General features: G+C 61.8%; 12 protein-coding genes and 1 pseudogene. 11 read left to right on the top strand and 2 right to left on the bottom strand.

Annotated features, from left to right (window positions below; all coding sequences use genetic code 11):
* The 4 genes and pseudogenes from F757_RS36330 to F757_RS0128180 all read left to right on the top strand — a co-directional run.
* Positions 1 to 880, top strand: a pseudogene (locus tag F757_RS36330) (hypothetical protein); the annotation flags it as partial.
* Between the two features lie 486 nt (positions 881 to 1,366).
* Positions 1,367 to 3,049 carry a ShlB/FhaC/HecB family hemolysin secretion/activation protein gene (locus F757_RS0128190; RefSeq protein ID WP_027214300.1) on the top strand — a complete coding sequence of 561 codons (1,683 nt, stop codon included), beginning with the start codon at positions 1,367 to 1,369 and terminating at the stop codon, positions 3,047 to 3,049.
* Between the two features lie 68 nt (positions 3,050 to 3,117).
* Entirely contained in the window at positions 3,118 to 4,956 is a 1,839-nt protein-coding gene (locus F757_RS0128185; protein ID WP_027214299.1) for a peptide transporter, read from the top strand.
* Positions 4,957 to 4,963: 7 nt separating this feature from the next.
* Positions 4,964 to 6,724 (top strand): methyltransferase domain-containing protein, encoded by a 1,761-nt coding sequence (locus tag F757_RS0128180; RefSeq protein WP_027214298.1) that lies wholly within the window; start codon positions 4,964 to 4,966, stop codon positions 6,722 to 6,724.
* Between the two features lie 112 nt (positions 6,725 to 6,836).
* Here the strand turns inward: F757_RS0128180 and F757_RS0128175 are convergent, their stop codons facing one another.
* A complete protein-coding gene (locus F757_RS0128175; protein WP_027214297.1) occupies positions 6,837 to 7,682 on the bottom strand; it encodes a MurR/RpiR family transcriptional regulator in 846 nt (281 codons plus the stop codon).
* A 290-nt stretch (positions 7,683 to 7,972) separates the two neighbouring features.
* On the opposite strand from F757_RS0128175, the gene edd reads away from it, so the two are divergent.
* The 4 genes from edd (at position 7,973) to F757_RS0128155 (ending at position 12,792) form a co-directional block, all read left to right on the top strand.
* Positions 7,973 to 9,898, top strand: a complete 1,926-nt coding sequence (gene edd / locus F757_RS0128170) for a phosphogluconate dehydratase (protein WP_027214296.1) — start codon at positions 7,973 to 7,975, stop codon at positions 9,896 to 9,898.
* Between the two features lie 105 nt (positions 9,899 to 10,003).
* A complete protein-coding gene (gene eda, locus F757_RS0128165; RefSeq protein ID WP_027214295.1) occupies positions 10,004 to 10,645 on the top strand; it encodes a bifunctional 4-hydroxy-2-oxoglutarate aldolase/2-dehydro-3-deoxy-phosphogluconate aldolase in 642 nt (213 codons plus the stop codon).
* 247 nt (positions 10,646 to 10,892) lie between these two features.
* Positions 10,893 to 12,287: a GntP family permease gene (locus F757_RS0128160; RefSeq protein WP_027214294.1), complete on the top strand. Its 1,395-nt coding sequence runs from the start codon at positions 10,893 to 10,895 to the stop codon at positions 12,285 to 12,287.
* A 10-nt stretch (positions 12,288 to 12,297) separates the two neighbouring features.
* Entirely contained in the window at positions 12,298 to 12,792 is a 495-nt protein-coding gene (locus F757_RS0128155) for a gluconokinase (RefSeq protein ID WP_025602549.1), read from the top strand.
* A 111-nt stretch (positions 12,793 to 12,903) separates the two neighbouring features.
* On the opposite strand, the gene purB is transcribed toward F757_RS0128155, so the two are convergent.
* A complete protein-coding gene (gene purB, locus F757_RS0128150; RefSeq protein ID WP_013340475.1) occupies positions 12,904 to 14,292 on the bottom strand; it encodes an adenylosuccinate lyase in 1,389 nt (462 codons plus the stop codon).
* A 234-nt stretch (positions 14,293 to 14,526) separates the two neighbouring features.
* On the opposite strand from purB, the gene F757_RS0128145 reads away from it, so the two are divergent.
* The 3 genes from F757_RS0128145 (at position 14,527) to F757_RS0128130 (ending at position 18,166) form a co-directional block, all read left to right on the top strand.
* Positions 14,527 to 15,483, top strand: a complete 957-nt coding sequence (locus tag F757_RS0128145) for a LysR family transcriptional regulator (RefSeq protein ID WP_027214293.1) — start codon at positions 14,527 to 14,529, stop codon at positions 15,481 to 15,483.
* Between the two features lie 187 nt (positions 15,484 to 15,670).
* A complete protein-coding gene (locus F757_RS0128135) occupies positions 15,671 to 16,984 on the top strand; it encodes a Glu/Leu/Phe/Val family dehydrogenase (protein WP_027214292.1) in 1,314 nt (437 codons plus the stop codon).
* Positions 16,985 to 17,272: 288 nt separating this feature from the next.
* Positions 17,273 to 18,166: a glutamate/aspartate ABC transporter substrate-binding protein gene (locus F757_RS0128130; protein ID WP_027214291.1), complete on the top strand. Its 894-nt coding sequence runs from the start codon at positions 17,273 to 17,275 to the stop codon at positions 18,164 to 18,166.
* Positions 18,167 to 18,238: the final 72 nt, after the last annotated feature.

Genomic DNA, 18,238 nt, shown 5'->3' with positions numbered 1-18,238 from the left:
TTCGATCAACACGACGGACAACGGCACGATCAACATCTCGGGCAACAGCACGGATGGTACGGGCGTGATCGTTGACCCGAATGGTTCGATCAACATCTCGGGCAACGGCTCGGGCGAAATCTCGGGCAACTCGACGAACGGCAATGGCACCGACATCAACGGTGATATCAACACGACGGACAACGGTACGGTCGTGATCATCGATAACGGCACGGTGCTGGTCCCCGGTGATAACGGCGGCACCAATAGCAGCGACAACGGTGGCACAACCGGTGGCAACGGCGACACGAACGGCGGCACGAACGGCGGCACGAACGGCGGCGAAACGCCTCCGGTCGACAACGGTGGCAACGTGCCTCCAGTCGACAACGGTGGCGCGTCTTCAGTCGGCGGTTCGGGCGGTGGCAGCGGCGGCAGCGGTGGCATTGCTGCGGGCGCTATCGGTGCGATTGGCGTGGGCGGCGCAGCGGCATACTTCATGAGCGACATGCTGTCGGCGCACTGGTATCTGGAAACCGAACAGACGTTGACGCTGGAGGCCGGCGACCCGGTGTTCTGGGCGGATGCCGAACTGGAGCACGTCACGGTCGACATGACGACGAACTCCGCCGATGTGCAGTTGCTCACGCATGCTGGCGCGCTGGATCGTCATCTGGCATACCGCGACGGCGCTGAGGGTGTGAAGCATTTCACGTATGAAGATCCGCAGCAGAAGACGAAGGCGGACCTGTCGGTGAACATGCAGACGCACGAGTACTTCTACACGGAAAGCGGTGTGAGGGACGGCAAGGCGTACGTGGTGAAGTCGCATGGTTGGCTGAAGATGGGCCTTGCGCCCACGGGCAGCACGTCACGCGCCACGGTCAAGGGCGCGGCCTGACGCACTGATCGGGTCTCGCGCCTGCTGCGAAGCGGGCGTGAGCCTCGGTGAGGCGGGAGCAGGGTGATCGACCTTCCGGGGCGATCACCCGATCAAAGTTCGCAATTGGATGCTTGATGGGCGGTGTGTCGCGCACCGCCCTTTTTCGTTTACGTCAAAAATCGCTTGTGGCTGTAATAGACCGATTGGTCGTGAACTTTAAACCATTAATTATTAAAAAAATGTCTAGCCGCTAAATAATTCGGAAAATTCCTATTCACATTATTAAGAGTTCAGCGTTTTTCCGCGAAGACCTTGCGCGGAGATCCCTAGGGCTTACCTCTGTTCCGAAAAATCTTTTTGCGATGCTCAGAGTTTTTTTGGAATAGTCCTATTCGTTTCCAACCGCCCGACTCTTAATCTCTTATTCATGGGGCGACGCAGTTTCGGCACAAAATTCCGTAATCGTGGCGCCATGGTATTTAATCTGAGTGCAAGGTTAATTCGATGTTGTGGCGCAAAAACGAAGTAAATAGGCAGATCACTCGCGCAATGTGGGTGCTGCCGCTGCTGATGACAGGTGTCGCTCACGCGGAGCCGGTCGCAACTCTGAGCGCCGCCCTGCCGGCCGTTCAGGCAACCGTCGCGTTCAAGGTAATCCCCGCGGGCAGCCGCGATGAGGCAACGATGATGAAAGTGCTGCATGAGAAGGCAGCAACGCTCGGCAATGTCCCGGCCCATCTGGGCGACGTAAATCGCTGGTCGGACCGTCTAACGGACGCGCTGCGCCAGGGCGGCTTTCCGGTCGTTCAGGTCTTGATGACCGACGACGACTGGCGTGCCGCGCAGAAGGGCGCCACCCCCGTTTTCACGGTGTATCCGGGCCGAATCCGCAAGATCGTGGTCAAGAACAAGTCGCGCGTCGACGACGCCCGCTTGCAGCGTCTCATCACCCATGCCTTGTGCCACGGCGATCAGGCCACCGACGTCTGCGTGCTCAGCATGCCCCGCCTAGAACGCGCCACGCAGTTGCTGCAAGACGTGCCTGGTGTCGCCATCGACAAAGCCCCGCAGTTTTCGCCGGGCCAGGGCGTGGGCGATATCGAAGTGACCTTCAGCATTGCTGCGAAAGGCAAGCCGATGCAGGCCGACCTCATCATGGACAACCAGGGCATACAGTCCACGGGCAGCTATCGCTTTGGCGTCACCGCCTCGGGCAACAACTACTTTGGCGCTGGCGAGAGCTATGCGTTCACGCTGATGGGCACCGACAAGAAAATGTGGACTGGCTCGCTAACCGGCAGCGTGCCGGTTTTCGACGATGGCCTGCGTGTGACCGGTGGCATCACGCGCCAGCAATACACGATCAACGCGGGCACGCCGGTCGCTGGCGTCGCCACCACAGCCCAGGCAGGCGTGCTCTACCCGTTCATGCGTGGTCTCGACACCAACGTCTGGGGCGCCGCGTCAGTACTGCACAGCCAGGCTGCGACGACCTACAAGGACTACGGCTTTGCCTCGCACAGCACGCTCGACTCGGTACGCTTTTCGGTGCAAGCGGACAACGGCGATCGTCCGCAGCAACTGCGCACCAACATCCTGAGCGGGCAGGCAGCGTTGACGCTTGGTCATCAGCGCAACGACGACGCCGCGCTCGACGCAGGTCCCCACCGCGCGGGCAACTACGCGAAGCTGACCGGTTTTGGATTTGGTACCTACGCGCTCACGCGCAGCGGCAATCTGTTTCTGACGGGTCGGGTCAATTCCCAACTGGCAAGCCGCAACCTGGACGCGAGCGAAAAGCTCACCGCCGGCGGTCCGGACGCCGTTCGCGCCTACCGTGCCGACGAAGTGTCGTTCGACGAAGGCGTCGTCATCAATGCAGGCCTCTATCAGCGCTTTCCTGTTGCAACCGGCCACCAGCTCCAGCTCGGCGTTTTCTCTGACTTCGCCCTCGGCCGGGTCAATCACTCCCCGTGGGCCAACTGGGAACAGAGCTATGTCGGCGTACCGGGCGTCACGAACACCCGCACGCTCGCCGGCTACGGCGCTAGCGTCGACTGGCTCACGCCGATCGGTGCAACGGTCTCGGCATCGGTATCGAAACCCTATGGCTTTTCATCGGCTTCCTGGGTTGAGCCCGGCAAGAAGCCCCTGCAGTACTGGCTGTCGGTTACCTGGAAACACTAACTTTCAATGGCGCCTTTCGCGCCCATCACCTCATCGCAAGCGTTACCTCATTCCTCCCGGAGAGTGTCATGAAATTCAGCATCAACAAGTTCGAATATCTTTGCTATCGCCGCGAACACGAAAAGGCGAGCCGTGAACTGCTGCAACTTCTCAACAAGATCGATCAACATTACGGCATCCTGATGGATGTCGACGTCTGGGCGCAGTCCAACGAAGCGCAGGACATCATGGACGATCACCTGCTGGCGCGTCTCACATCCGCGATCACGAGTCTCGTGACCGATCCGAAGTTCACCTTCTCCGAACCGGGCATTGCTCGCACCGTGTTGTTCCAGCGTTGGCTCGCTGCGATGTTTGCAGCCAGCCCGTTCCGCAATGCCGACCACATCCTTCGTTCGCTTGGCGTGAACGAAGACGCGCGCAATGCTATTGAGCTGCGCAACAGCGAAGTCCGCAAATTCCAGCTGTTTTACTTGCCGGAATCGGAAGTCCGTCTCGACTGGGACGCGCTGTGGAAACTCGACAAGACGATGGCCGCGTCGCTCGCGATGACCATCATGTCCTCGCGCTTCCTCGGTACGCCGTCGGCGCATCAGAAGCGTGAGCTGCTGTTGCGCTGGCTGCCGGAGCGGCTCGACCAGATCGACAGCGTCGATTCCCTGCCGATGGGTGTCCTGCACGACGTCTACATGCACTGCAGCTACGCAGACCTGCCTTCCAAGCACGACATCAAGAAGCCGATCAACGCGCTGATCCGTCGCAAGCTCTCCACGCTCGGCATCGCCGACGTCACGCGCGAGCCGGTCCGGGTGAAAGGCGAGAAGCCGGTCGTTCTGGTGGTGCTCGAGTGGTTCTCGAAGAATCACTCCATCTACCGCACGCATTCGCAAACTCTCGTCGCGATGCGCGACAAGTTTCACCTGGTCGGCATGGGCTACGACGGTCGTGTCGACGATGCCGGCAAGGAGGTGTTCCACGAATTCATTCCTTTCGAGGGCGCCAACATGTGGGAAGTCGCGCGTCAGGTGCGTAATACGAGCGAAGCGCGCAACGCGCAGATGATGTACATGCCGAGCGTCGGCATGTTTCCCATCACCATGGTCATGGCGTGCTTGCGCGTCGCGCCGTTGCAGTTGATGGCCCTGGGCCATCCGGCTACCACGCACGGCCACGCGATGGACTACGTGGTGGTCGAAGAAGACTATGTCGGCGACGAAGCCTGCTTCAGCGAAAAGCTGCTCAAGCTGCCGTCTGACGGCATGCCGTACCGCGCCCCGGCGGCCATGCGCGAACTGACTCTGCCGACTGAAAAGGCGCCGTCGAACGTAGTCAAGATCGCGGTGGCCGGCACGACGATCAAGCTGAACCCGGGCTTTCTGAACACCTGCGCCGCAATCGCCCGCGAATCGAGCGTGCCGGTCGAATTCCATTTCCTCGTGGGCCAGGCGACGGGTCTTGTGTTCCCGCAGGTGCGTAACCTGATCCGCAGGCTCATCGGAAAGAACGCCGTCGTGCACAAGCATCAGGGCTACGCCAGTTACATGAACGTGATTGCAGGTTGCGATCTGTTCCTGAATCCGTTCCCGTTCGGCAACACGAATGGCATCGTGGATACGGTATGGGCGGGACTCGTTGGTGTTTGCAAGACCGGCCGCGAAGTGCACGAGCATATCGACGAAGGCATGTTCCGCCGCCTCGGCTTTCCTGAGTGGACCATCACGAAAACGAACGACGAGTACAAGGCCTCCGCGTTGCGTCTGATCGAAAACGCGCAGGAGCGTCGTGAGCTGGCGGCCTCGCTGGCCGGGCCGAAAGCGATTGAAAAGCTGATCTTCCAGGGCCGCCCCGAGATTCTGGGTGAGCGCATGCAAGCGCTGTGGCTCGACAAGATGCATCAGGCGCAGTGAGGCGAGCATGAACGAGACAAGTAAATCCGCGCTACGCCGCGCGCGCGATCCTGCTTTCCAGCAGCACTACTTCGTGGGCAAGGGTATCGATATCGGTGCGGGAGACGATCCGCTGAAGGCTCACGCGCACGTTTTTCCTCGCGTAACTGAGATCGTGTCATGGGACAAGGCACAAGGCGACGCGCTGCACATGTCGGGCGCACAGGACGCGTCGTTCGATTTCGTGCACTCCAGTCACTGCCTTGAACATATCGCCAATCCTCTTCAGGCGCTCGCCAGATGGCTCGAGTTGTTGAAGCCGGGCGGCTATGTCATTCTGACCGTGCCCGACGAAGATCTGTATGAAAAGGGCAAATGGCCGAGTCCGTTCAATCGCGAGCACAAGGTAAGCTTTACTATCTGCAAGCCAGAGAAAACGCTGCCTGGCTCGGTGAACGTGCTCGACATGGTGCGTGCCTTTGCGCCGATGGCGTCATGCGAGCGAGTCTCGCTGGTGCGCGATCATTACGACGAGCGGCGCGCGAGCGTCGATCAGACAGCGCGCGGTCTTGCCGAATGCGCAATCGAAGTTGTTCTGCGCAAGCGTGCGGTGCCGACTGCGCGCGAAATGATCAACACCGCTGCAAAGGCACGCGACGCACAGGAAAGCCTGCGCGCCTGGCAGCTCGCGCTGAAGTCCTACCCGTATCGCTTTGATGTGTATCACGGCGCAATGCTCGCCTGGCTGCGCTGGGACCTGATCGACGCGATCGACGATCTGTGGGATCGGTGCATCAAGTGTTTGCCCGACCAGCATTTGCCGCGTCTCTATCACGCGCTGCATACCATTGCGCGCGGCAAGCTGCGCGAAGGCTTTGCAGTTCGCGAAGCGTGGATGAGCAAGTTCGGCTGGCAGCGTCGCACGAAAGCCCAACCGCCATCGGCAATTCCCGTATGGGCCGGCGAGCGGCTCGACGGAAAATCTATCGTCATTTGGAGCGAGTTCGGTCTCGGCGACGAAATTTTCTTCCTGCGCTTCGCCCGGATTCTTCGGGAGCGTTGCGGCGCGGGACGGGTTTCGGTGGTTTGTCAGGCGCCGCTCGTCACGCTCTTCGAGCACTCGAAAGAAGCTGACGCCGTGTTCAGCGTGGCGCAGGCCGCGGAGTTGCCGCAGCATGACTACTGGGTCTATCCGCACGCGATTCCCGCTCATGTCGACCTGGACCTGGAGGCGCTGCCGCAGTCCGTGCCTTTCCTGCAGGCGCCCGGCACGACCGCATTCACCGCGCTCAAGGAGAGCAAGAGCAAGCTCAAGGTGGGCGTGGTGTTCAAGGGAGCGCCCACGCATGAGAACGACAAGCAGCGATCGCTGCCGTCGCTCTCGGTGCTGGACGATCTCTTCAAGGTCGAGGACGTCGAGTTCTTCAGCCTTCAGAAAGGAGCGGGCGCCGACGAGGCCGCGGACTACGCCAGGCGTCTCGGGAATTTTCACGACGTGGGCGCTTCGCTGAACAGCATGGACGAGACTGCCAACGCGATTGCGGCGCTCGACCTGGTGTTGACCGTCGATACGTCCGTCGCGCATGTCGCAGCCGCGATGGGCAAGCCGACGTGGTTATTGCTGCCGTTTTTCGGCGACTGGCGCTGGCATTACACACGCAGCGATAGCCCGTGGTATCCGAGCATGCGTCTGTTTCGCAGAGCTGCTGGCAGCGACTGGTCGGAGGTCGTGGCGCGGCTTCGCGGCCGCTTGCTGATGGCGCTGCAATCCGGAGGCGTCGAGTTATAACGATCTCGGTTCACTAGAGACCGCAGTCAGCACCCCAGAACGGGCTCCGCAAGGAGCCCGTTCGCTTTTTGCGTCTAAAGTAACAACGCGGCATGCCGCTGTGCCGAACGCTTCACCCTTCCACGCCAATTCTTCTGCGCGAAATCAGTTCTTTCGCGCCAGCCAGCTTTTCCGCGAGTTGCGGCCCGCGCTGCAACGCGACGCCAACAGCAAGAATGTCGCCGATCGCGAGGTGCGAGGTGCGCGACGTCATCGGCGAAAAGATGTCGGTGTCTTCGTCGACATTGGCGAACAGTCCAACCGACGCGATCCGCGCGAGCGGCGAATTGCCGTGCGTGATGGCGATTACTTTGGCGCCGCCCGCGACGGCCGACTTCGCGGCATCGACAATATCGCGAGTGCGCCCCGTGTTCGAGATAGCGACCACGACGTCGCCTTCCCCCAACATTGCCGCCGACATGAGGAACGTGTGCGGATCGGAATAGGCGACGCTCGGCATGCCGAGCCGGAAAAACTTGTGCTGCATGTCGAGCGCGGCGATGCCCGAGCCGCCCGCGCCGTAAAACTCTATGCGCTTTGCCTGCGCGAGCACGTCGATGGCGGCCGCGATGCTATCCGTCGACAGATTGTTGCGCACCTGGATCAATGCGCCGATGGTGCGGTCGAGCACTTTCGCGGCGACGCCCGGCGCCGGCTCGTCGGGACGGACATCGCGATAGACGGCCGGCACTTCTGTGGCGATCCCCTGCGCGAGCCGGATCTTGAACTCGCGAAACCCCGAAAAGCCGAGCGCATGGCAAAACCGCGCGATTGTCGGCTGGCTCACGCCCGCGCGGGCGGCGACCTCCGTCATCGAGAGATCTAGCACTTCGCGCGGCGCTTCGATGACGTAGTCGGCGAGCTTGCGCTCGGACGGGCGCAATTGCTCGCGCATCTCTTCGACCTGGGACAGCATCATTGGAAGACTCGCACTATGCTGAAGAATGCGTGGACTATAGCTGATAGCGCGGGAAGGTACAAAAACTACATTTAGGCCGTAGGTGTTATCCCTAGGTTTGGTGAAATTATTCCCGGAGGCGCACCCAATAAGGCTTCCCGGCCAAACCTGGATGCGGCAGCGCAGCAGGAATCCTGATTGCGGTCGTGTAGTTTTTCTACTAACATTGCCGGCGTCGGTTGGTCCGACTTCCCGCGATACCTACCTGGCATAGCGCCCGCGCGCCTGACGCCAGCGACGAAGGAGCTCAGATGGTTTCCCCGCATTCGCAATTGTTGAAGGTCACCCAGCGCGTGATCGAACGCAGCAAGCCGACTCGCGAGGCATATCTCGCCCGCATTCATCAGGCGCAGGGCAAGTTCCCGGCGCGCGGCGCGCTTTCGTGCGCCAATCTGGCTCATGGTTTTGCGGGCCTCGAGGGCAACGACAAACTCGTTATCAAGCAGATCCGCGAGCCGAACATCGGCATCGTCTCTTCGTACAACGAGATGCTTTCGGCTCACGCGCCGTACAAAAACTACCCCGATATCATCAAGCAGGCCGCGCGCGAAAACGGCGGCGTCGCGCAATTCGCGGGCGGCGTGCCGGCCATGTGCGACGGCATCACGCAAGGCAACGCGGGCATGGAGCTGTCGCTGTTCTCGCGTGAAGTGATCGCGATGGGCACGGCGGTTGCGCTCACCCACAACATGTTCGACGCGGCCCTGTGCCTCGGCATTTGCGACAAGATCGTGCCGGGCCTCCTGATCGGCGCGCTGCAATTTGGCCACCTGCCTACTATCTTCGTGCCGGCCGGCCCGATGACGAGCGGTCTCTCTAACGACGACAAAGCGAAGACGCGCCAGCAGTTCGCGACCGGCCAATGCGGCCGCGACGCGCTGCTCGAAGCGGAAGCCGCCGCCTATCACGGCCACGGCACCTGCACGTTCTACGGCACCGCCAACAGCAATCAGATGCTGATGGAGATCATGGGCCTGCATCTGCCGGGCTCGGCCTTCGTGCACCCGCACACGCCTTTGCGCGACGCGCTCACGGCACAGGCGGCGCGGCGCGTGCTCGACTTGACCGTCGAGCGCGGCAATTACATGCCGATCGGCCACGTGATCGACGAAAAGGCGATCGTCAACGGGATCGTCGCGCTGCTGGCGACGGGCGGCTCGACCAATCACACGCTGCACCTGGTGGCGATCGCGCGCGCGGCGGGCATCGTGATCGACTGGGACGATTTCGACACGCTGTCGCAAGCCGTGCCGCTGCTCGCCAAGATCTATCCGAACGGCAAGGCCGACGTGAACCATTTCCACGCGGCGGGCGGCGTCGCCTTCCTCGTGCGCAATCTGCTGGAAGGCGGTTTGCTTCATGAAGACGTGAACACCGTCGCAGGCAAGGGGCTGCAGCATTACACGGAAGAACCGAAGCTGATCGACGGCAAGCTGCAATGGGTGCCCGGCGCGCAAGCGAGCGAAGACACTGCGGTGTTGCGCGGTATCAAGGAGCCGTTCCAGCCGGACGGCGGTTTGCGCCTGATGCAGGGCAAGCTGGGTCGCGGCGTCATCAAGATTTCGGCGGTGGCGCCGCAGCATCGCAAGGTAAGGGCGCCGGCCATCGTGTTCGACTCGCAGGAAGCCGTGCAGGAAGCGTTCGACAACGGCGAGCTGAAGCGCGACTTCGTGGCCGTCGTGCGCTTCCAGGGCGCGCGGGCAAACGGCATGCCTGAGCTGCATCGTTTGACGCCGCTGCTCGGTGTGTTGCAGGATCAGGGCTTTCACGTCGCATTGGTCACGGACGGCCGCATGTCGGGCGCGTCGGGCAAGGTGCCCGCGGTGATTCACCTGTCGCCGGAAGCGCTGCTGCAAGGCCCGATCGGCAAGGTCCGCACCGGCGACATGCTGGTCATCGACGCAGAAGCGGGCGTGCTCGATGTCGAAGTCGACGCAGAAGAATGGGCCGCGCGGCCCGGCGCCCAGCCGCTGCATCAGGCCGAGAACGAAGTCGGCTTCGGCCGCGAGCTGTTCGGCGTGTTCCGGGCAGCCGCGGCGCCTGCCGAGCAGGGCGCGTCGGTGTTCGGGCCGATGGTCGGCGAGCGTGCCGCGTCGCACGGCGAGCATGCGGCATCCGCGGCAGCGCCTGCCGTTCAGCACGGCGAAACGCGAAGCAGCACCACTCACGCCGGCTAGCGGCATCCTGCAGACAACAAGCCTGCGCAGCCGGTCAACCGGGCAGCCCAAACAAGCCAGTCGTCGCGATCCAACTGGCAACTGGCAGAAACAAGGAGTTTCACTATGACGTCGAAAACAGTAAGCGAGATAGTCCGCCTCGGTCCCGTGATTCCGGTGCTCGCGTTCGATTCGGTCGAGCAGGGCGAACACGTGTCGCGCGCATTGCATGCGGGCGGCGTGAAGGTGCTTGAGATTACCCTGCGCACGCCGGCTGGGCTCGCGGNGNNCGAGCGCGCGAGCCAGCTGGCCGAAGACATCGTGGTCGGCGTGGGCACGATCACAAAGCCGGAGCACTGTGCACAGGCAAAGAAAGCGGGCGCGCAGTTCGGCGTCTCGCCGGGCCTCACCAAAGATATGCACAAGGCCGCGCAGGACGCCGGCTTGCCGCTTTTGCCCGGCGTGATGACACCGAGCGACATCATCACCGCGCTTGAGCTCGGCTACGAGATCGTGAAGTTTTTCCCGGCGCAGCAAGCCGGTGGCGTGCCGATGCTGCAAGCTTTTCATGGCCCGTTTCCGACGCTGAAGTTCTGCCCGACCGGCGGCATCACTGCCGAAACGGCCACGCATTTCCTGTCGCTGCCGAACGTGGTTTGCGTGGGCGGTTCGTGGCTCACGCCGAAGGCCGCGCTTGCCGCGCAGAACTGGGACGAAGTCACGCGTCTCGCCCGCGCCGCCAGCCAGTTGGCCGCGCCGGCTCATTAGTCAGAATCCGCCTGATACAAGTCAGTCAGCAAGTCAGGAAATACAAAGCCTCGTCGATACAGCCGGTTCGGCTGCCGCGGCGAGGCTTCGTTGCAGATATGCATGCTGTTTTCGCGGGCTTTTCAAGACAACAGACAGTAAAATTCAGCGACCGCGCGGTTCGTAGCCTTCAAGGCGCGCCGGTCGCCATGAGATCTGGTGGCTGCCGTCGTCCGCACCACAATCAATAACGCAAAGGAGGAGCTTCATGGAAGCTGTTCACGGCAGCATGCTGCTGGTTTACGGGGTGATCGCCATCGCCCTGCTGATCCTGATGATCACCCGCTACAAGGTCTATCCGTTCCTTGTGCTGATCATCGTCTCGCTGCTGCTGGGGCTTGTGTCCGGCATGCCGATGGCGACCATCGTCAAGTCGTTTGAAACCGGCAACGGCAACACGCTCGGGCACATTGCCGTAGTGGTGGGCCTTGGCACCATGCTTGGCAAGATGATGGCCGAGTCCGGCGGCGCCGAGCGCATTGCCACGACGCTCATCGACTGGTTCGGCGAGAAGAACATCCATTGGGCAATGATGGTCGTCGCGATCATTGTCGGTTTGCCGGTGTTCTTCGAAGTGGGTTTCGTGCTGCTCATTCCAATCGCCTTCAACGTCGCCAAGCGCACCAACAAATCGCTGCTGCTGGTCGGCCTGCCGATGGTCGCGGGCCTCTCGGTCGTGCACGGGCTGATTCCGCCGCACCCGGCCGCGATGCTCGCGGTGCAGCAGTATCACGCGGACATCGGCAAGACGATCGCGTACGGCCTGATCGTCGGCGTGCCGACGGCTATCGTCGCCGGTCCGCTGTTTGCCCTGCTGATCAACCGCTATGTGAAGCTGCCGGAACAGAACGCGCTTGCCGCGCAATTTCTCAACAAGGATGAAGTCGCGCTGTCGGGCACGCCCGGCGGCACGAATTCGGCGCCCAAGCGCGAACTGCCGAGCTTCGGCATCACACTCTTCACGGTTCTGCTGCCGGTGATCCTGATGCTGGTCGGCAGCTGGGCCGATCTCGTGTTCACGCCGAAGACCTTGCCGAACGACCTGCTGCGCTTCGTCGGCAACTCGGACGTCGCGCTGTTGATCGCCGTGCTGGTCAGCTTCTGGACCTTTGGCGCGAGCCGTGGCTTCAATCGCGACCAGATCCAGAAGTTCTGCGGCGAATGTCTCGCGCCGATCGCGGGCATTACGCTGATCGTCGGCGCGGGTGGCGGTTTTGGCCGCGTGTTGATGGATAGCGGCATTTCGAAGGAAATCGTTGCGGCCGCAACTTCCGCGCATTTGTCGCCGCTGCTGTTCGGCTGGCTCGTCGCGGCGCTGATCCGTCTCGCGACAGGTTCGGCCACTGTCGCAATGACCACCGCCTGCGGCATCGTCGCGCCTATCGCCGCGGCCAGCGCGATTCAGGTGAAGCCGGAGTTGCTGGTGCTGGCAACGGGCTCGGGCTCGCTGATCTTCTCGCACGTGAACGACGGCGGTTTCTGGCTGATCAAGGAATACTTCGGTATGACGGTGGGGCAGACCTTCAAGACATGGTCGCTTCTCGAAACCATCATTTCGCTGATGGGTTTGCTGTTGACCTTCGCGCTAGCGGCGGTCCTGTAAGGAGTTTTTGATGATTCTGATCGCAATGGGCGTGTCGGGCGCCGGCAAGACGAGAATTGGCGAGATGCTGGCGGAGCGCCTGCACTGCGCGTTCACCGACGGCGACGCATTTCATAGCGCCGCGAACAAGGAGAAGATGCACCACGGCATTCCGCTTACCGACGAAGACCGGTGGCCGTGGCTCAAAACTATCCGCGCCGCGATCGAAGAAAAGCAGAAGGCGGGCGAGACGGCCGTGTTCACGTGTTCGTCGCTCAAGCGCTCCTATCGCGACATTCTGCGCGACGGCGATAAAGACGTGTGCTTCGTCTACCTGAAGGGCTCGCGCGAACTGCTGCAAGAGCGTCTGACCACGCGTACCGGCCATTTCTTCGACCCGTCGCTGCTGCAAAGCCAGCTCGACACGCTCGAGGAACCGGGCGCGGACGAGGCCGTGACGGTGAGCATCGAACTGTCGCCCGAACAGATCGTCGACGACGTGTTGAAGCAGATCGACAAGCGCTAGGCGCCTTGCCTCTGATTGCCGTGCAGATGTAGAAAAGCCGCTCTGAGGAGCGGCTTTTCTTTTGCGTCGAGCGGCAACTACCGGGAAGGCCGGCAGCGAACAACCCAGGCGTTAGCCGATGCGCTTCGCCAGTTCCACTGCCTTGCCGATATACGAAGCGGGCGTCATCGCGAGCAGGCGGTCTTTCGCGTCTTGCGGAATATCAAGGGCGCTCACGAACGTTTGCAGCGCCTCACGCGTGATGCCCTTGCCGCGCGTCAGTTCCTTCAACTGCTCGTACGGATTTTCGATGCCGTAGCGGCGCATTACCGTTTGCACCGGCTCGGCCAGCACTTCCCAGCAGTTGTCGAGATCTTCGTTCAGACGCTGTGCGTTCACTTCGAGCTTGTCCAGACCGCGGATCAGCGAGTCGTACGCGAGCAGCGAATAGCCGAACGCGACGCCCATGTTGCGCAGCACCGTTGAATCGGTCAGGTCGCGCTGCCAGCGCGACACCGGCAGCTTGTCGGCGAGGTGGCGCAGCGTTGCGTTCGCGAGGCCCAGGTTGCCTTCGGAGTTTTCGAAGTCGATCGGGTTGACCTTGTGCGGCATCGTCGACGAACCGATTTCGCCGGCTTTCGTGCGCTGCTTGAAATAGCCGACCGAAATGTAGCCCCACACGTCGCGGTCGAGATCGAGCAGGATGGTGTTGGCACGCGCGACCGCGTCGAACAGTTCGGCCATGTAGTCGTGCGGTTCGATCTGGATCGTGTACGGATTGAACGTGAGCTTCAGACGCTGTTCGACCACTTCGCGCGAGAACGCTTCCCAGTCGAACTCCGGATACGCCGACAGATGCGCGTTGAAGTTGCCGACTGCGCCGTTCATCTTGCCGAGCAGTTCGACCTTCGCAATCCGTTCGATGGCGCGCTCCAGCCGCGCGGCCACGTTGGCAATCTCCTTGCCGAGCGTGGTCGGGCTCGCCGGCTGGCCGTGCGTGCGCGACAGCATTGGTTGCGCGGCGTGCGCGTGAGCCAGCGCGACCAGCTTCTGGTGCACGGTACGCAGCGCCGGCAGAATGACGTGCTCGCGAGCGCCCGCGAGCATCAGGCCGTGCGACGTGTTGTTGATGTCTTCGGAGGTACACGCGAAGTGAATGAACTCGCTCGCACGCTCCAGTTCCTGCTGGCCTTTGACCGACTCCTTCAGCCAGTATTCGACGGCTTTCACGTCGTGGTTCGTCACGCGCTCGATTTCCTTGATGCGCGCGGCGTCGTGCGCGGTGAAGCGCTCGGCCAGTTGCAGCAGGAACTGTTCGGCTGCCTCCGAAAAGCGCGGCACTTCGGCGAAGCCGGCGCGCGAAAGCGCGATCAGCCAATGTATTTCGACGGTCACGCGATTGCGCATGAACGCGGCTTCCGAGAGCCAGTCGCGCAGGGCTTCGGTTTTCGACGCATAGCGGCCGTCGAGCGGAGAGAGCGCATTCAGCGCGAACAGGGTGTCGGGGCGGGTGTCGGACATGATGGCGGCTGGTCTAAGCGTTGAGCGCTCGCTGTATGTGAAGTCGCGGCGAGCGGATCGGAAACGGAGGGAACCGCGAATTTTACCACTACGGCCCGATTCGCCCGGAAGACGCGGGCCGCGTGCGATTCACGGCGAGCAATGCATGCCGGGGCGAGCGTCGATCCGAACGGCGCGCACCGCCGGACACACTAAAATGCTGACTTCTTCTTTCTCGCCGGCAGCAGGCTTCGCATGGAACTGAAATGGCTCGAAGACTTCGTTTCGCTCGCGGAAACGCGCAGTTTCAGCCGTTCCGCTGAACTGCGGCATGTCACGCAGCCGGCTTTCTCGCGGCGCATTCAGGCGCTGGAGGCGTGGCTTGGTACGGAGCTTATCGACCGTTCGGTCTATCCAACGCGGCTTACGCCTGCCGGTCAGGTATTCAACGAGCAGGCGCTGGCCATGCTCTCGCAGTTCCATGAGGCGCGCGCGCTGCTGCGCGGTCATACGGCGACGCCGCAGGCGACCATTGAATTCGCCGTGCCGCACACGCTGTCGCTCACGTACTTCCCGCGCTGGCTGCAACGCATTGAAGCGCAGATGGGCCCGATCCATACGCGGTTGCGTGCGCTGAACGTGCACGACGCGGCGCTTTCGCTGGTGGAAGGCGGCTGCGATCTGATGATGGGCTATCACCATCCGAGCCATCCGGTCGCGCTCGATCCGGGCCGCTACGATATGTTGACGCTCGGCAACGAGCCGATCAGTCCGTTTTCCGCGCCGGGACGGGCGAGCCGCCCGCGCCACACGCTGCCTGGCTCCGTCGAGGCGCCCACGCCTTATCTGTCGTACACGCCCAATGCATATCTGGGTCGCATGACCGAGGTGATTCTCGCCAACGCGCCCGAGCGCCTCTATCTGGACCGGCTTTACGAAACCGATATGGCGGAAGGTCTGAAGGCAATGGCGCTGGCGGGCCACGGCATCGCTTTTCTGCCGCACAGCGCGGTGGAAGATGCGGTCGCGGACGGCAAACTGATCCGGCTCGACCGCGGGACGCGAGGCACGCCCGAAGGGCAACTCACGCTGACTATGGAGATTCGCCTATATCGCGACAAGCTGGCTGCGAAGAGCGACGACGCGCGCCAGCTTCTCGTGCGCCAGTTATGGGACGTGGTGTCGGAAGAACTTGCGCACAGCGGCGCTTGACGAGCCAAGCCGTCAGTTCGCGAGGCCGCCCAGATCGCCCAGGCCGCGCGAACCTGCTTGCCGGCGACGCGAAATTGTAGCTTCCGCCCGGTTATGCAAAAAAAACATAATCGAATAAGGAAACGGCATTGGATTTCAAAACGGCGTTTTTCGACAATGCTGCTATTCGATCAACGCCGGAGCGTTCATGTCTTCCCAGCAGCAAGTCGCCGAATCTGCCTCAACGTCGCAATCCGTTCCCTCCTACCTCAATCGCGAAGACCTCGGCCCCTGGGGCAACTACCTGCGCCAGGTCGACCGCGTCGCGCCGTACCTCGGCTCGCTGTCCCGCTGGCTCGAAACCCTGAAGCGCCCGAAGCGCATCCTGATCGTCGACGTGCCTATCGAGCTGGATAACGGCACGGTCGCGCACTTCGAGGGCTACCGCGTGCAGCACAACGTGTCGCGTGGTCCGGGCAAGGGCGGCGTGCGGTATCACCAGGACGTGACGCTGTCGGAAGTGATGGCGCTGTCCGCATGGATGTCGGTGAAGAACGCCGCTGTGAACGTTCCTTACGGCGGCGCGAAGGGCGGCATCCGCCTCGATCCGCGCAAGCTCTCGCGCGGCGAACTGGAGCGCGTGACGCGCCGCTACACGAGCGAAATCGGCATCATCATCGGACCGAACACCGACATTCCCGCGCCGGACGTGAACACGAACGAGCAGATCATGGCGTGGATGATGGACACGTACTCGATGAACCAGGGCCAAACGGCAACCGGCGTCGTGACCGGCAAGCCGATCACGCTCGGCGGTTCGCTCGGCCGCCGCGAAGCGACGGGCCGCGGCGTGTTCGTGGTCGGCTGTGAAGCGGCGCGCCGCATCGGCTTCGACATCGAAGGTGCGCGCATTGCAGTGCAAGGTTTCGGCAACGTCGGCGGGATTGCCGCGCGTCTGTTCCAGGAAGCGGGCGCGAAGGTCGTCGCGGTGCAGGACCACACGGGCTCGCTCTACAAGTCGACCGGTATTGACGCAGTAGCGCTGCTGGATCATGTGGCGAAGACGGGTGGCGTGGGCGGTTTCCCTGAAGCCGACGCGGTGACGAACGAGGAATTCTGGACAGTGGAGTCGGACATTCTGATTCCGGCCGCGCTGGAAAACCAGATCACCGAAAAGAACGCCGGCAAGATCAAGACGAAGATCGTCGTGGAAGGCGCAAACGGCCCGACCACCACGGCTGCCGACGACATCCTGCGCGATCGCGGCATCCTCGTGATTCCGGACGTGGTGGCCAACGCGGGCGGCGTGACGGTGTCGTACTTCGAATGGGTGCAGGACTTTTCCAGCTTCTTCTGGACCGAAGACGAGATTAACCAGCGCCTCGAGCGCGTGATGCGCGAAGCGTTTGCCGCCGTCTGGCAGGTGTCGAGCGAGCAGAATGTTTCGGTGCGTACGGCAGCGTTTATCGTTGCGTGTAAGCGGATTCTGCAAGCGCGCGAAATGCGTGGCCTGTATCCTTGATATCGGGCTTGCAAAATGCAGCAAACGGCGGTCCGCTACCTCGCGGATGCGCCGCGCATTCCACGTGAATGCGCATGGTCTGAACGCGCTCCACAAGAGCGCGTGTTGTGCCCGGCGGGCGGCATCGCGACGATGCCGCCCGCTTTTGCATGTCCGGAAAGGTTGACCGACTGCGCGAAGCCGCCGCCTGTGAATAGCGGCGTGCGCGCAACAACAATGGTTTATAGCCATACTTTCAGAATAATTACTTTGCTAAACTGGCGCCGGTTCTTGCCAAGGAGATCAAACATGAAGGTTAAAAAAGCTGCGCTGCTGCTCGCGACTCTCGGACTGTTTACGGTTGGCGCGCACGCGCAAGACGCCGGCACGCTGAAAAAAATCAAGGACACAGGCGTCATCTCGCTGGGCCATCGCGAATCGTCGATTCCGTTTTCTTATTACGACGACAAGCAGAATGTCATCGGCTATTCGCAGGAATTCGCGCTGAAGGTAGTTGAGGCGGTCAAGCAGAAGCTCAATGCGCCGAACCTGAAAGTGAAGCTGATTCCGGTTACGTCGCAAAACCGTATTCCGCTCGTGCAGAACGGCACGGTCGACATGGAGTGCGGCTCCACCACGAATAACGCTGAACGCCAGCAACAGGTGGCGTTCTCGAACACGATCTTCGTGATCGGCACGCGTCTGATGACCAAGAAAGATTCGGGCATCAAGGACTGGGCCGACCTGAAGGGCAAGACGGTCGTTACCACTGCCGGCACCACGTCCGAGCGCCTGCTTCGCAAGATGAATCAGGACAAGAACATGGGGATGAACATCATCAGCGCGAAGGACCACGGCGAGTCGTTCCTGACGCTCTCCACCGGCCGCGCCGCTGCGTTCATGATGGACGACGCGCTGCTCGCAGGCGAACGCGCCAAGTCGAACACACCGGGCGATTTCGTGATCGTCGGCGCGCCGCAGTCGCATGAAGCTTACGGCTGCATGCTGCGCAAGAACGATCCGGAGTTCAAGAAGGTCGTCGACGAGGCGATCGCGAAGGTCGAAACGTCGGGCGAAGCCGACAAGATCTACAAGAAGTGGTTCGAATCGCCGATCCCGCCGAAGGGCCTGAATCTCAACTTCCCGGAAAGCGACGACATCAAGGCGCTCTTCAAGAGCCCGAATGACAAGGCAATCGATTAAACCTTAGCTGTTTTTTTGAAATGCTGAATGAAACGGAAGGGGCGCGCGCTTCTTCCGTTTCTTTTTGCTGGA

Origin of the sequence: Burkholderia sp. WSM2232 (assembly GCF_000472545.1) — a bacterium.
GTDB lineage: Bacteria > Pseudomonadota > Gammaproteobacteria > Burkholderiales > Burkholderiaceae > Paraburkholderia.
This window is presented reverse-complemented; position numbering and strand designations above follow the sequence as displayed.

Bases quoted from the DNA above. Each gene is read 5' to 3' on its own strand.
- F757_RS0128160 (WP_027214294.1), top strand. From the start codon at position 10,893: ATGGAAGCTGTTCACGGCAGCATGCTGCTGGTTTACGGGGTGATCGCC.
- F757_RS0128130 (WP_027214291.1), top strand. From the start codon at position 17,273: ATGAAGGTTAAAAAAGCTGCGCTGCTGCTCGCGACTCTCGGACTGTTT.
- F757_RS0128180 (WP_027214298.1), top strand. From the start codon at position 4,964: ATGAACGAGACAAGTAAATCCGCGCTACGCCGCGCGCGCGATCCTGCT.
- F757_RS0128175 (WP_027214297.1), bottom strand. From the start codon at position 7,682: ATGATGCTGTCCCAGGTCGAAGAGATGCGCGAGCAATTGCGCCCGTCC.
- F757_RS0128185 (WP_027214299.1), top strand. From the start codon at position 3,118: ATGAAATTCAGCATCAACAAGTTCGAATATCTTTGCTATCGCCGCGAA.
- F757_RS0128190 (WP_027214300.1), top strand. From the start codon at position 1,367: ATGTTGTGGCGCAAAAACGAAGTAAATAGGCAGATCACTCGCGCAATG.
- purB (WP_013340475.1), bottom strand. From the start codon at position 14,292: ATGTCCGACACCCGCCCCGACACCCTGTTCGCGCTGAATGCGCTCTCT.
- F757_RS0128155 (WP_025602549.1), top strand. From the start codon at position 12,298: ATGATTCTGATCGCAATGGGCGTGTCGGGCGCCGGCAAGACGAGAATT.
- F757_RS0128135 (WP_027214292.1), top strand. From the start codon at position 15,671: ATGTCTTCCCAGCAGCAAGTCGCCGAATCTGCCTCAACGTCGCAATCC.
- F757_RS0128145 (WP_027214293.1), top strand. From the start codon at position 14,527: ATGGAACTGAAATGGCTCGAAGACTTCGTTTCGCTCGCGGAAACGCGC.
- edd (WP_027214296.1), top strand. From the start codon at position 7,973: ATGGTTTCCCCGCATTCGCAATTGTTGAAGGTCACCCAGCGCGTGATC.